At 69.6% G+C, this 13256-nt stretch carries 13 protein-coding genes and 1 pseudogene; 10 read left to right on the top strand and 4 right to left on the bottom strand.

The annotated features are described in order from the left end of the window. The first annotated feature begins 87 nt into the window (after positions 1-87). Both ACWCP0_RS11565 and ACWCP0_RS11560 read left to right on the top strand, forming a co-directional pair. Entirely contained in the window at positions 88-807 is a 720-nt protein-coding gene (locus ACWCP0_RS11565) for a response regulator (RefSeq protein ID WP_451078625.1), read from the top strand. Between the two features lie 234 nt (positions 808-1041). After that, positions 1042-1650 carry a helix-turn-helix domain-containing protein gene (locus ACWCP0_RS11560; RefSeq protein WP_451078762.1) on the top strand — a complete coding sequence of 203 codons (609 nt, stop codon included), beginning with the start codon at positions 1042-1044 and terminating at the stop codon, positions 1648-1650. A gap of 143 nt (positions 1651-1793) precedes the next feature. Here the strand turns inward: ACWCP0_RS11560 and ACWCP0_RS11555 are convergent, their stop codons facing one another. After that, the gene (locus tag ACWCP0_RS11555) at positions 1794-2819 is read right to left on the bottom strand and encodes an ATP-dependent 6-phosphofructokinase (protein WP_451078624.1); all 1026 of its coding nucleotides are present in this window, start codon (positions 2817-2819) and stop codon (positions 1794-1796) included. 286 nt (positions 2820-3105) lie between these two features. Here ACWCP0_RS11555 and pta point away from each other — a divergent pair, with 286 nt between their 5' ends. The 4 genes from pta (at position 3106) to ACWCP0_RS11535 (ending at position 9226) form a co-directional block, all read left to right on the top strand. Further along, positions 3106-5187 (top strand): phosphate acetyltransferase, encoded by a 2082-nt coding sequence (gene pta, locus ACWCP0_RS11550; protein WP_451078623.1) that lies wholly within the window; start codon positions 3106-3108, stop codon positions 5185-5187. Continuing rightward, positions 5184-6398, top strand: a complete 1215-nt coding sequence (locus ACWCP0_RS11545) for an acetate kinase (protein ID WP_451078622.1) — start codon at positions 5184-5186, stop codon at positions 6396-6398. Before pta ends, ACWCP0_RS11545 begins: the two co-directional genes overlap by 4 nt. Positions 6399-6472: 74 nt before the next feature. Further along, complete coding sequence (gene pyk / locus ACWCP0_RS11540; protein WP_451078621.1) at positions 6473-7906, top strand: pyruvate kinase; 1434 nt, start codon at positions 6473-6475, stop codon at positions 7904-7906. A gap of 426 nt (positions 7907-8332) precedes the next feature. Beyond that, positions 8333-9226, top strand: a complete 894-nt coding sequence (locus ACWCP0_RS11535) for an IS982 family transposase (RefSeq protein ID WP_451078620.1) — start codon at positions 8333-8335, stop codon at positions 9224-9226. Positions 9227-9306: 80 nt separating this feature from the next. On the opposite strand, the gene ACWCP0_RS11530 is transcribed toward ACWCP0_RS11535, so the two are convergent. Together ACWCP0_RS11530 and ACWCP0_RS11525 are read right to left on the bottom strand one after the other, a co-directional pair. Beyond that, the gene (locus ACWCP0_RS11530; RefSeq protein WP_451078619.1) at positions 9307-9564 is read right to left on the bottom strand and encodes a prevent-host-death family protein; all 258 of its coding nucleotides are present in this window, start codon (positions 9562-9564) and stop codon (positions 9307-9309) included. A gap of 102 nt (positions 9565-9666) precedes the next feature. Further along, a complete protein-coding gene (locus ACWCP0_RS11525; RefSeq protein WP_451078618.1) occupies positions 9667-9885 on the bottom strand; it encodes a hypothetical protein in 219 nt (72 codons plus the stop codon). 340 nt (positions 9886-10225) lie between these two features. Between ACWCP0_RS11525 and ACWCP0_RS11520 the strand changes: the two genes are divergently transcribed. Together ACWCP0_RS11520 and ACWCP0_RS11515 are read left to right on the top strand one after the other, a co-directional pair. Continuing rightward, positions 10226-10951 (top strand): XRE family transcriptional regulator, encoded by a 726-nt coding sequence (locus ACWCP0_RS11520; RefSeq protein WP_451078617.1) that lies wholly within the window; start codon positions 10226-10228, stop codon positions 10949-10951. Positions 10952-11064: 113 nt separating this feature from the next. Next, on the top strand, positions 11065-11439 hold the full coding sequence (locus ACWCP0_RS11515; protein WP_451078761.1) for a DUF4158 domain-containing protein: 375 nt from the start codon (positions 11065-11067) through the stop codon (positions 11437-11439). Positions 11440-11577: 138 nt separating this feature from the next. On the opposite strand, the pseudogene ACWCP0_RS11510 reads toward ACWCP0_RS11515, so the two are convergent. Continuing rightward, positions 11578-11832 (bottom strand): annotated as a pseudogene (locus ACWCP0_RS11510) (transposase); the annotation flags it as partial. Between ACWCP0_RS11510 and ACWCP0_RS11505 the strand changes: the two are divergent. Both ACWCP0_RS11505 and ACWCP0_RS11500 read left to right on the top strand, forming a co-directional pair. Further along, positions 11795-11953 carry a hypothetical protein gene (locus tag ACWCP0_RS11505; protein ID WP_451078616.1) on the top strand — a complete coding sequence of 53 codons (159 nt, stop codon included), beginning with the start codon at positions 11795-11797 and terminating at the stop codon, positions 11951-11953. The pseudogene ACWCP0_RS11510 and the gene ACWCP0_RS11505 overlap by 38 nt on opposite strands. Positions 11954-12470: 517 nt before the next feature. Next, positions 12471-13127 (top strand): hypothetical protein, encoded by a 657-nt coding sequence (locus ACWCP0_RS11500; RefSeq protein WP_451078615.1) that lies wholly within the window; start codon positions 12471-12473, stop codon positions 13125-13127. The last annotated feature ends 129 nt before the right edge of the window (positions 13128-13256 follow it).

Raw genomic sequence — 13256 nt, 5'->3', positions numbered from 1 at the left:
GCACATGAACCGGCCGGAGATCCGGGGGTTGGCCCCCGGAAGACACAGCACGGTGCGACTGCCGCTGCGTGCCGCGGAGGTGATCCTGTGACCCCGACCGCCGGACAGCCCCAGGGCCCCGGCCCCGGCGACGGCATCCGCGTGCTCGTCGTCGAGGACGACCCCGTCGCCGCCGACGCACACGCTCTCTATGTCGGGCGCGTGGCGGGGTTCACCGTCGCCGGTGTGGCGCGCTCGCGCGCCGAGGCGCACCGGGCGCTCGAGCGGACGCCCGTCGATCTGATCCTGCTGGATCTGTATCTGCCCGACGGGCACGGGCTCCAGCTGCTGCGAGCGCTGCGCGCCACGGGCCACTCCGCGGACGTCATCGCCGTCACGTCCGCCCGCGACCTCGCGATCGTCCGCGAGGGCGTGTCGCTCGGGGTCGTCCAGTACGTCCTCAAGCCCTTCACCTTCGCCACGCTCCGCGACCGCCTCACCCGGTACGCCGAGTTCCGCGCGACCGCCGGCGAGGCGTCGGGCCAGGACGAGGTGGACCGGGCGCTCGCGACGCTCCGTACGCCTCAGCCCGCCGCGCTCCCCAAGGGTCTCAGCGGTCCCACGCTCGAGGCTGTGACCCGCACGCTCCGCGACGCCCCGGCGGGGCTCACCGCGGCCGAGGCCGGGACGGCCGTCGGGATCTCGCGGATCACCGCGCGCCGCTATCTGGAGCACCTGGTCACCGAGGGCAGGGCGGCCCGCAGTCCTCAGTACGGGCAGATAGGCCGCCCCGAGCTCCAGTACCGATGGGTTCCGTCGGGACGCTGAAACCGTCGGCCGGAGCCTGCCGGCCGGTACGCACCGACAGGTACGCTACGCGTGTCGACCGGTCCGTCTCCGGGACGGAATGCGCTCGACCGCATTTCTGGACGTTCCTACGAGCGGTGACCTTGGGTGAACGCACCGTAGTCATCGCGTCGTCCCGCCTCTTACCGTGTGCCGGTGCACTCCACCCCGCCCTTCGACGCCCCTGCCGCCCGCCGACTGCGCGAGGCGCTGGGGATGGCTCCCGGCCACGTTGCGTACGGCCTCCAGGCCCAGTACGGACTCCAGATCGCCCCGGACATCGTGGTCGCCTGGGAACGTGGGCTGCTGGCGCCGAACTCCCAGGAGCTGACGGCGCTGGCCGGGGTGCTGTGGTGTGCGCCCGGTGACCTGCTGGGCCCGGCGAGGACCCTGCGCGAGCACCGGATGGCGCGGGCCATGACCGTGGAGGACCTGGCCCGCCGGGTGGGCCTGGACGTGGCCTCGTACCGGAGGATGGAGGACACGAACCGCTGGCGGGGCAACGAACGCCAGACCGCCGCCCTCGCCGAGAACCTCTCCCTCTCCCCGCGCGAGCTGCTCACCGCCACCGGCCGCGACGAAGAGCTCGCGGAGCTGCTGCGGAGCGCGGCGACGACGCGGTGGCAGGCGTACGTACGCCCGGTCGCGAAGCTGCTGCCGATGCCGAAGGGGGAACTCGAGCACGTCCTGCAGCAGCTCCACGAGGACTACCACGCGCGCATGGTGACGACGTCCAGCCGGGGCGCGTCGGGCGGCTCGGGCGAGTCGGGCCGGGAATTCCTCGACCGGGTGGTCGACCACTTCTGGGCCCTGGCCCCGGGGTAGCGCGTTCCGCCGAGCCCGGGAGCCGCGGCGAGCGTTTCCCGCCCCGCAATTCGGCCGGTCCGGCGTTCGAGGACGGACGGACACGCGTCCTACCGGACGTCACCGGCGGCGGACCGCAGACGCGGGCGCACCCCGCACCGGCGTCAGAACACCGACTCCGCCTCGAACACCCGGTCATCCGGCACCGTCTTCAGCTGCGACACCGCCTCCGCCAGCGGCACCAGCACAACCTGCGTGCCCCGCAGCGCGGTCATCCTGCCGAACTCGCCGCGGTGCGCCGCCTCCACCGCGTGCCAGCCGAAGCGGGTCGCGAGGACCCGGTCGTACGCGGTGGGGACGCCGCCGCGCTGGACGTGGCCGAGGATGACCGGCCGCGCCTCTTTGCCCAGGCGCCGCTCGAGCTCGACGGCGAGCCGGTTGCCGATGCCGGCGAAGCGCTCGTGGCCGTACTGGTCGATCTCGCCCTTCTCGTACGGCATCGACCCCTCGGCCGGGTGTGCACCCTCCGCGACGCAGACGACCGCGAACTTCTTGCCGCGCGCGAAGCGTTCCTCGACCATCTTCACCAGGTCGTCGACCTCGAAGGGGCGCTCCGGCAGGCAGATTCCGTGCGCGCCGCCCGCCATTCCGGACTCCAGCGCGATCCAGCCCGCGTGCCGGCCCATCACCTCGACGACCATGACCCGCTGGTGGGACTCGGCGGTGGTCTTGAGTCGGTCGATGGCCTCGGTGGCGACCATGACCGCGGTGTCGAAGCCGAAGGTGCGGTCGGTGGCGGAGATGTCGTTGTCGATCGTCTTGGGTACGCCGACGACGGGCATACCGGCGTCGGCCAGCATCCGGGCTGCGGTCAGCGTGCCCTCGCCGCCGATGGGGATGAGTGCGTCCAGGTTGTAGCGGCGGGCCAACTCCTCGCAGTTCTCGGCGGCTTCGCGCAGCCGGGCGCGCTCGAGCCGCGCGGAGCCGAGGATCGTGCCGCCGCGGGCGAGGATGCCGCTCACCGCATTCAGGTCGAGCGGGCGGTAGTTACCGTCGAGCAGGCCCTTGAATCCGTCCTCGAAGCCGATGACTTCGTCGCCGTGGCCGGTCATGGCACGGTGCACGACCGACCGGATCACGGCGTTCAGGCCGGGGCAGTCGCCGCCTGCGGTGAGAACTCCGATGCGCATCGTGCTGTGTCTCCTGCTCGCTGGTGATACGTGTGAGCGATTTCGATTCTCACACGCCCGGTCTGGACCGCGCCCTCCGGCAGCTCCCCTGGACAGCGGGGGTACGCGGCGGGCGCTTTACCCAGCCCCAGAGGTATTGTCAAGGGGGCAACGCCACCCTATCGGGGTTTTTCGAGCTCGCGAGCATGACGCCGAGCGGTGCTCGGGCCCGGAGCCCAGCCCTGGCGGGCGCGCACGCCGCGCCGCATGACACACCGCACACACCACACAGGACAGGAGAGCACGCGTGACGCGCAGCGTGTACGTGACCGGGATCGACCGGGGGGACGGTCGCCAGGTGGTCCAGCTGGGAGTCATGGAGCTCCTGACCCGCCAGGTGGACCGGGTGGGCGTGTTCCGGCCACTGGTGCATGACGGACCCGACCGTCTGTTCGACCTGCTGCGTGCCCGCTACCGGCTCTCGCAGGACCCGTCGACCGTCTACGGCATGGACTACCACGACGCCGCGGCGCTCCAGGCCGAGCAGGGCACCGACGAGCTGGTGTCCCGCCTCGTCGACGGCTTCCTCGCGGTGGCGCGCGACTACGAGGTAGTCCTCGTCCTCGGCACGGACTTCCACGCCACCCAACTCCCCGACGAGCTTGCCCTGAACGCACGGCTGGCCAACGAGTTCGGCGCCTCCGTCATCCCCGTGGTGGGCGGCAAGGGCCAGACCGCCGAGTCCGTACGCGCCGAGACCCGCAACGCCCATCGCGCCTATGAGGTGCTGGGCTGCGACATCCTCGCGATGGTCGTGAACCGGGTGGCGCCCGAGGACCGCGAAGTGATCGCCGAGCGGCTCGCCGCCCGCCTGCCGGTCCCCTGCTACGTCCTGCCGGACGAGCCCGCGCTCGCCGCGCCCACGGTCGCCCAGATCTCCCACGCCCTGGGGGCCACCGTGCTGCTCGGGGACGACTCCGGGCTCGCCAGGGACGCGCTGGACTTCGTCTTCGGCGGCGCCATGCTGCCGAACCTCCTGAAGGCCCTGACCCCCGGCTGCATGGTCGTCACCCCAGGTGACCGCGCCGACCTGGTGGTCGGGGCGCTCGCCGCGCACTCCGCGGGCACGCCGCCCATAGCGGGCCTGCTGCTCACCCTCGACGAACGCCCCGCCGACTCGATCCTCACCCTGGCGTCCCGGCTCGCGCCGGGCACCCCGGTGATCTCGGTGCCCGGCGGCTCCTTCCCCACCGCGGCCGAGCTCTTCGCGCTGGAAGGCAAGTTGAACGCGGCGACCCCGCGCAAGGCGGAGACCGCGCTCGGCCTCTTCGAGCGCCACGTCGACACGGTGGGGCTGCTCGCACGGGTCGAGGTCGCACGTACCGGCCGGGTCACGCCGATGATGTTCGAGCACGATCTGCTGGACCAGGCCCGCGCCGACCGACGCCGCGTCGTGCTGCCCGAGGGCGCGGAGGAGCGGGTGCTGCAGGCCGCCGACGTACTGCTGCGCCGTGACGTCTGCGATCTGACTCTGCTCGGCGACTCCGACGTCATCCGCAAGAAGGCCGCCGACCTCGGCATCGACCTCGCCGCCGTCCAGCTGATCGACCCCGCGACCTCCGAGCTGCGCCAGCCCTTCGCCGAGCGGTACGCGGAGATGCGCGCCCACAGGGGCGTCTCGGTGGAACTGGCGTACGACGTCGTCTCGGACGTGAACTACTTCGGCACGCTGATGGTCCAGGAGGGCCTGGCCGACGGCATGGTGTCCGGCTCGGTGCACTCCACGGCCGCGACGATCCGCCCCGCGTTCGAGATCATCAAGACGAAGCCGGACGCCTCGATCGTGTCGTCCGTCTTCTTCATGTGCCTCGCCGACAAGGTGCTGGTGTACGGCGACTGCGCGGTCAACCCGGTCCCGGACGCCGAGCAGCTCGCCGACATCGCCGCGCAGTCGGCGGCCACGGCGGCCCGCTTCGGGGTCGAGCCGCGGATCGCGATGCTGTCGTACTCCACCGGCACGTCGGGCTCCGGCGCGGACGTCGACAAGGTGCGTGAGGCCACGAAGCTGGTGCGGGAGCGGCATCCCGAGCTGAAGATCGAGGGCCCGATCCAGTACGACGCCGCGGTCGCACCGTCCGTCGCGGCGACCAAGCTGCCGGACTCGGAGGTGGCGGGCCAGGCGACCGTGCTGATCTTCCCGGACCTCAACACCGGCAACAACACCTACAAGGCCGTGCAGCGTTCGGCCGGCGCCGTGGCCGTCGGACCGGTGCTGCAGGGCCTGCGCAAGCCGGTCAACGACCTGTCGCGCGGCGCGCTGGTCAGCGACATCGTCAACACGGTCGCCATCACCGCGATCCAGTCCCAGGCTCAGGAGCTCCCCGTATGACCGCCACGCGCGTTCTCGTCCTCAACTCCGGCTCCTCGTCGGTGAAGTACCAGCTGCTGGACATGCGCGACAGCGCGCGCCTGGCCGTCGGCCTGGTCGAGCGGATCGGCGAGGAGACATCCAGGCTCGTGCACACCCCGCTGACCGGCGGGGGCACGAAACGGGAGCGTACGGGCCCGATCGCGGACCACGACGCGGCGCTGAAGGCGGTCGCCGAGGAGCTGACGCAGGACGGGCTCGGCCTCGACTCCCCCGAACTGGCGGCGATCGGCCACCGGGTGGTGCACGGCGGACTGAAGTTCACCGAGCCCACCGTGATCACCGACGAGGTGATGGCGGAGATCGAGCGCCTCGTCCCGGTGGCGCCCCTGCACAACCCGGCGAACATCACGGGCATCCGTACCGCCCAGGCGCTGCGCCCCGACCTTCCGCAGGTCGCGGTGTTCGACACGGCGTTCCACACGACGATGCCGGAGTACGCGGCGCGGTACGCGATCGACGTCGAGACGGCGGACCGGCACCGGATCCGCCGCTACGGCTTCCACGGCACCTCGCACGCGTACGTCTCGCGCCGGACCGCCGCGCTGCTCGGCAGGGCTCCGGAGGACGTCAACGTCATCGTGCTGCACCTGGGCAACGGCGCCTCGGCGTCGGCGGTCGCGGGCGGCCGCTGTGTGGACACGTCGATGGGGCTGACCCCGCTGGAAGGGCTCGTCATGGGCACGCGCTCGGGCGACATCGACCCCGCGGTCACCTTCCACCTCAAGCGGGTGGCGGGGATGTCCGAGGACGATGTGGACGTCCTGCTGAACAAGAAGAGCGGCCTGGTGGGGCTGTGCGGTGACAACGACATGCGGGAGATCCGCCGCCGCATCGACGAGGGCGACGAGCGGGCGCGGCTCGCCTTCGAGATCTACGTCCACCGGCTGAAGAAGTACATCGGCGCCTACTACGCGGTTCTCGGCCGGGTGGACGCGGTCGCGTTCACCGCGGGCGTCGGCGAGAACGCGGCTCCGGTGCGGGAGGCCGCCATCGCCGGGCTGGAGGAGCTGGGGCTTGTGGTGGACGCGGACCTCAACGCCGTACGGTCGGACGAGCCACGGATCGTCTCGCCGCAGGGCGCGCGGGTGGCGGTGGCGGTGGTGCCGACGGACGAGGAACTGGAGATCGCGCAACAGACCTTCGCACTGGTCGGCGAAGCCCTCGCCTGAGCGGCGGTCCGCCCATTTGTATTTTCCGCCAGATGGAATATTCCGCGTAGAAACAAACCGATAGGATCCGCCTTATGCGCCGTTCCAAAATCGTCTGCACACTGGGCCCCGCCGTCGACTCCTACGAGCAGCTGAAAGCGCTCATCGAGGCCGGCATGAACGTGGCCCGATTCAACATGAGCCACGGGACCCAGGCAGAGCACCAGGAGCGGTACGACCGTCTCCGCAGGGCGGTGGCGGAGACCGGCCGCCCCGTGGGCGTGCTCGCCGACCTCCAGGGCCCGAAGATCCGGCTGGAGACCTTCTCCGAGGGGCCGGTCGAGCTGGTCCGCGGGGACGAGTTCACGATCACCACCGAGGACGTCCCCGGTGACAAGTCCATCTGCGGTACGACGTACAAGGGCCTGCCCGGCGATGTCGACAAGGGCGACCAGATCCTCATCAACGACGGCAACGTCGAGCTCCGGGTCACCGAGGTCGACGGCACCGGGGTCAAGACCATCGTGATCGAGGGCGGGGTCATCTCCGACCACAAGGGCATCAATCTGCCCGGCGCGGCGGTCAATGTCCCGGCCCTGTCCGAGAAGGACGTCGAGGACCTGCGCTTCGCGCTGCGGATGGGCTGCGACATGGTCGCGCTCTCCTTCGTCCGCGACGCCAACGACGTCAAGGACGTCCACAAGGTGATGGACGAGGAGGGCCGCCGGGTCCCGGTCATCGCCAAGGTGGAGAAGCCGCAGGCCGTCGCCAACATGGCGGATGTCGTCATGGCCTTCGACGGCGTGATGGTGGCCCGCGGCGACCTGGCCGTCGAGTACCCGCTGGAGCGGGTCCCGATGGTGCAGAAGCGCCTCATCGAGCTGTGCCGCCGCAACGCCAAGCCGGTGATCGTGGCGACCCAGATGATGGAGTCGATGATCACCAACTCCCGCCCGACCCGCGCCGAGGCCTCCGACGTCGCCAACGCGATCCTGGACGGCGCGGACGCGGTCATGCTGTCCGCGGAGTCCAGCGTGGGCGCGTACCCGATCGAGACGGTCAAGACGATGTCCAAGATCGTCTCCGCCGCGGAGGAGGAGCTCCTCTCCAAGGGCCTCCAGCCCCTGGTCCCGGGCAAGAAGCCGCGCACCCAGGGCGGTTCGGTCGCCCGCGCGGCCTGCGAGATCGCCGACTTCCTCGACGGCCGCGCCCTGGTCGCCTTCACCCAGTCCGGCGACACGGCCCGCCGGCTCTCCCGCTACCGGGCCCAGCAGCCGATCGTGGCCTTCACGACGGAGGAGTCGACCCGCAACCAGCTCACCCTGAGCTGGGGCGTCGAGCCCTTCATCGCCCCGTTCGTGGAGACCACGGACGCGATGGTCGACTTCGTCGACGCGGCCCTGCTGAAGCTCCAGCGCTTCAACGGGGGCGACACCATGATCATCACCGCGGGCTCCCCTCCGGGTGTCCCGGGCACCACGAACATGGTGCGGGTGCACCACCTGGGCGGCGCCAAGGCGTCTGCCTGAGACTCGGCCCTTCGGGCGCGTGGGCCGTACTCCTCGTATGCGAGGGGTACGGCCCACCGTCGTACGGCGTGCCTCTTCGGTGTTCTTGGGGTGGCGCGGCGAGGCGTACATCAGGATCACGGTGGAGGTCTCCGGGCTGACCAGGTACCCAACCCTGCCGCCATTGGTGATTTCGCACTCCCACTGTTCGAGCTGGGACCCGTTCCATTCCTCGCGGCATGTTTACCGCGCAACTGGTGCGGGCGGTTCCAGTTGCTGCGCGACAACGGATCGGTGCGCAGCGCTTCCAGGCAGTGATGGGCGTTGGCTAACGCCACGCGGCACAGCTCCTGCCATCCGGTCGCTGCCTCCGTCGTCCCCTAGACGAGTCATTCCGAATGTTGACGGTGTGTCCGGGAACGCAGACAGGGCGTCCAAGATCGTTGTGTGACGAACAACCTAGACGCCCTGCTGACCGCACTGTACGTGAAGATCGATGACGAGATCGGAGACACCCGATGGCTGGGCCGACCGCCGCGGCTGACGGACTCCGAGCTGGTCTGCCTGGCAGTCGCGCAGGCGATGCTCGGGTTCACGTCGGAGTCGCGGTGGCTGCGGTTCGTGGATTCCCGGCTGGGTGCGATGTTCCCGTACGTGCCCAGGCAGCCGGGCTGGAACAAGCGGCTGCGGGCTGCGTGGCCGCTGGTCAAGAAGGTGATACGGCTGCTGGCTGTCGACACCGACTTCTGGTTCGACCCGCACTGGGTCGTCGACTCCACGCCGGTGGAATGCGGCCGCTCGCGCCCGACGGCGAAGCGCTCGGACATGGCCGGCTGGGCCGGATACGGGTACTGCGCCAGCCACAGCCGGTTCTTCTGGGGCCTGCGCCTTTTCCTGGTGTGCACCCCGATCGGGATGCCGATCCTGTGGGCCCTGGCGAACCCGAAGATCGACGAGCGCGAGGTGCTAACCGCGATGCTCGACCGCGAGCCCGGGACGGTCATCGACCGGCCGGGTCTGCTGGTGATCTCCGACAAGGGCTTCGCCTCGAAGGAGTTCGAGGCAGATCTGGCCCTGCGGGGCGCCGAGTTGCTGCGGCCGTCGTTCAAGCGCGAGAAGAACCGCAAGGGGGAGAGCCTCCTCAAGTCGGTACGGCAGCTGATCGAGTCGGTCAACGACACCCTCAAAGGCCAGCTCGACCTGGAACAGCACGGCGGCCGGACCTTCGAGGGCGTCGCCGTCCGCGTCGCCCAACGCGTCCTCGCGATGGCCGCCGCGATCTGGCACAACCACAAGACCGGACAGCCGGTCATGCGATCGCTGATCGCGTACGACCACTAACGATCATTCGGAATGACTCGTCTAGACGACGTTCCAGCCGCTGAGCGGGGGGACACTGACCCGATCCCCTTTCTTCGGGCTCATTCATGCACCTCGACCGGGCCTACGTCGACGCCGCTCAGCCTGCGCAGAGCATCCTTGAGCTGGTCGGGATCGGCGTTGATCCGGGCTGTCGCCCGCGCAAGAGACGATCGCGCGGCGCACTGGATCCCTGGCCCCGGACTCCGCAGCGTCGGAGAGCGCGTCCAGCAGCTCAACGGCGAATTCGCGAAGAGCCGCGACGCGGTGGTGAGGTTCTCCGCGGTGCGCTCCGCGTGTATGGCCGTGGTCAGCACCATGTCCGGAGCGTCACGATGCGTGACACTGAGCCTCGGCTGCTACCGCGGGCCACACTCCTCAGCGGGGGCACGGTCCGCGCGATCGCGCTGCGGGCATTGCTGCTATGGCTCGGCCGTCGGGGCGCCCCCCAGCGCCTCGGCGATCCTCTCGACGACCTCGGCGGGGACAAGCCCCAGGTAGACGTAGGGCCTGCCGGAGCAGGTGACCACCGGCCTCGCGTGGCGGTACTGGCGCTCCGGGATGCCCAGTTCGGCCAGCGCGTGGATGAGCGCGCTCGTCGCGTCGCCGGCCACCGTACGGCCGTCACGCCATTGACTCATTTCCAACGCGCCACCCCCTCATCCGGTGCGGATGGTTACGGATCTCCACGCTTGCATCCGTCGCCCCGGAGTAATCACCACGACCCACGGCCGCCCGGCGCTGCTCGGCCAGTGCGACACACAGCGCACAACTCTGGACGGGTGGCGGAGGATCCGGCGGGAGCAGCAGCTGTACGGGAGGGTCCATCGTCGTCTTCGAAGTGCTCACGCCTGTGATGCTGACGCCCCCTTGAGGACGTATCTCCGCTCATCACGAGGACAGTTGGGCAGGCTGTCGCTACGGTTCAAGAAGGCCCAAACGTCGCTGGGGGAATTCTTGAACGCCGCTCTACGATCAGCTATGGCTGACGCACAGCTCACGCCCCGGAAACTCGCTGCCCGTATCGGCGTGGCCCCCAAGACGGTCGAACGGTGGCTGGCCGACGCCGAGCTCGTACCCCATGCAAGGAACCGTGTCGACGCCTGCGCGGCGCTGAAGGTGGACGAAGAGATGATCTGGCCGAAAGCTGTACAGGACCGCGTCAAGACCGGCCACGACCGGGAGTTGGTGCACGCCTACCCGTACCGGTCCGCCTGCCCGTCCACGGTGTGGGGTGAGCTCATCGAGGGCGCGAGCGAAGAGATCTTCTTTGCCGGGTACACGAATTACTTCGTCTGGCTGGAGCAGCCGGCGTTCGTGGACACCCTGCGCCGGAAGGTTGAGTCTGGCTGCCGGGTGCGATTCCTGCTGGGGGATCCCGATGGGGAGGCCACCCGTCGGCGCGAGGCCATCGAGGACGTCACACTCAGTGTCTCCACGCGCATCAGGATCACCCTGGAGAACCTGGAGCGCCTTGGCCCCATGGATGGCCTGGAGGCGCGCCTGAGCAACGCGGACGACGCCGTGAATCACGTTTCCCTGTCTGTGTTCCGCTTCGATCACAACGCCCTCGTCACCCCGCACCTGGCGAGGCTGGTCGGCCACGACTCCCCGCTGCTGCACCTGCGCCGTCAGGGCGACAGCGGGATGTTCGACAGGTTCGTGGAACACGCCGAGGAGCTGTGGGGCAGGGGCGCATCCCTCTGAGTTCGCAGGCGTCGCGGGCAGCACCCTCACGAAAGCTCGAATCGGCGCCCCAGGGCGGTTGGCTCCTTTTCCGCCTTCCTTTTCATCATGGCGACGATTTTGAGTGGCGGTAGCTGCCCTGTGCATGTCCGCTCCGGTTCGAATTTCCCGGCAAGACGGTGGAGTTCGTCGCCCTGCAGGTGCAGGCGCCCGCGTCCGAACTGGGGGCGTACGAGTGGACCGGCCGGACGGTCGAGTACCACCGTGCGCAGATCCGCAAGTACTTGGGCTTCCGGGAGCGCAGCGCCGCGGACGCCGACACGCTGACCGCCTGGCTCACCGAGCAACTCGCGCGCAAGGAACGGCCGAACAGGTACGGGTGGAGCTTCTGGCCCACTGCCGGACGGAGAGCATCGAGCCGCCGCCCCCTGGGCAGTGCGACCGGATCGTGTCGGCGAGGCGGCGGGCGGCCGAGGGGATGCCGACGGCGCGGATCTCGGCGCGGCTGACGGTGCAGAGCACCGAGCCGATCGTGGCCCTGGTCACCGGCGCCGACCAGAACGACGACACCGCACCGGTGAGACGGAGTCCGCCGATGGCGAGGACGGACCGCCGATCCTGGAGAAGATCAAGGAGGCTCCGGGCAACTCGTGCGTGTCGCCGCCGGAGTCGGTGCGGATCAGGGTCTGCCTGCCCCGACGGGCGCTGGGGCAACTGGGCCATGGCGAGTTGGGCGGCTTCGACGTGGTCGGCGGCGATGTTCGAGCCCGCGTTCCCAGCCGGAGCAGACCTGCCACGGGCTCTCCGGACCCACCCCGTCCGTGGTCGGCGAAGCCCATCAAGGGGTGATGGCCATAGGTCCTCTTGCAGGTCGCCGCCGCGTCCTGCTTGTCGGAGTGCGCGCCTGCCCGCCTCGCGCACTACGCCCGCCGCCGCTGGCTGCGGATCGAGGCCACCTGGCCCTGGGCGAACGCGTTCACCACCTGCTGGCAGCGGCTCACCACGCTCCCGGCCCTCGCCTGACAGCCGCACCCCGCCCCGCCCCGGGGACCAGAACGGAGGGCACCCCGCAGCACCCCGGGCCCGTGGAACCCGGCGCACCCGCAGCGTCACGCGATGGCCCGCCTCGAACGGCATGAGGACATCACGGGCGAACCCCTGAGCCGGTCAGCCACCAAACCCCGCTGAAGAATCAAGGTCAAGCGCGACATCGGCAACCTTGCCGTCGCCAACCTCGACCTGCTGCCCCAGGCGGACTGACCGACATCACCGATTCAATTTCAGTACACGCGTAATCGGCTACTCCAACTCACCAACGGAGGCAACCTATTGCGACAGCCTGATCTCTCTATGGTTTTACCAAAAGCAGGCAACCAGCTGTATCCCAACCGTGATCAACAGCAGCTCGCCGTCCGGATAGGATCACGAATATCCTGACACACCTGAACCATCGGGAACATACATGACGTTGCGACGCACCCTCGCTGCGGCCGCCATCCTATCCAACGCCCTCCTGATATCCGCCTGCAGCGGAGAGGCAGTGAAGACCGGCACGGACAAAAAGGCCAAGACTTCATCCTCGGCCGCCCCGTCGGACGACGGCTCGGCCGCCGAGGCAAAGCGTCTGGGGGCGCTGGACAGCAAGGCACTCGAAGCGGTGGTACTCACCGGAAAGACCGCAGGGTTCGACGCCAAGAAGGTCGCCAAGTCCGAGGTGGAAGCCGGTCGCGGCATGGAGGCCGACAAGAAGGTCTGCCAGCCCCTCGCGAGCCTGCTCGGCGGATTCACACACATCAAGTCGGTGAGTGTGGTGCACCGTTCGCTGCAACCGGCCGAAGCGACCAACGCGACGGTGGGCTCCATGTGGCTCACATCGCATTCGAAGGCGAATGCGGTGCAGGTGATGAAGGACCTCCGCACGGCCATCGACGAGTGTCCCAAGGGCTTCAAGACCATCGGCCTGACCTACAACAAGGTCGAAGGCCTGAAGGCGCCGAAGCTGGGCGACGAAGCCGTCGGCTACCGCATCACTGGCGAGATCGGCGGCAAGAAGGTGCCCATGACTTACACCGTCGTGCGCAGTGGTGGCGTAATCGCCGCGTTCTACGGCATGAACATGCTGGACGAGAGGAAGGCCGCGATCCCGGAACCGGTCATCAAGGCCCAGCTGGAGCGGCTCGCGACCGAGGCGGGCTGACGCGCCACGGGCGGAACCGACGAATGGGGGCGTGGCCCGGGGCGGGGCCCCGGGGGCGCCCCCGCCGTGTCCCGCGCCCGACCCCGCGGTAGCCGGGGGTGTATTCGCGGCCGGGCGCGCCGCGGACGC

This window comes from Streptomyces sp. NPDC001970 (genome assembly GCF_053594115.1).
Note: the sequence above shows the minus strand (reverse complement) of the source record. Positions and strands in the feature narration are given on the sequence as shown.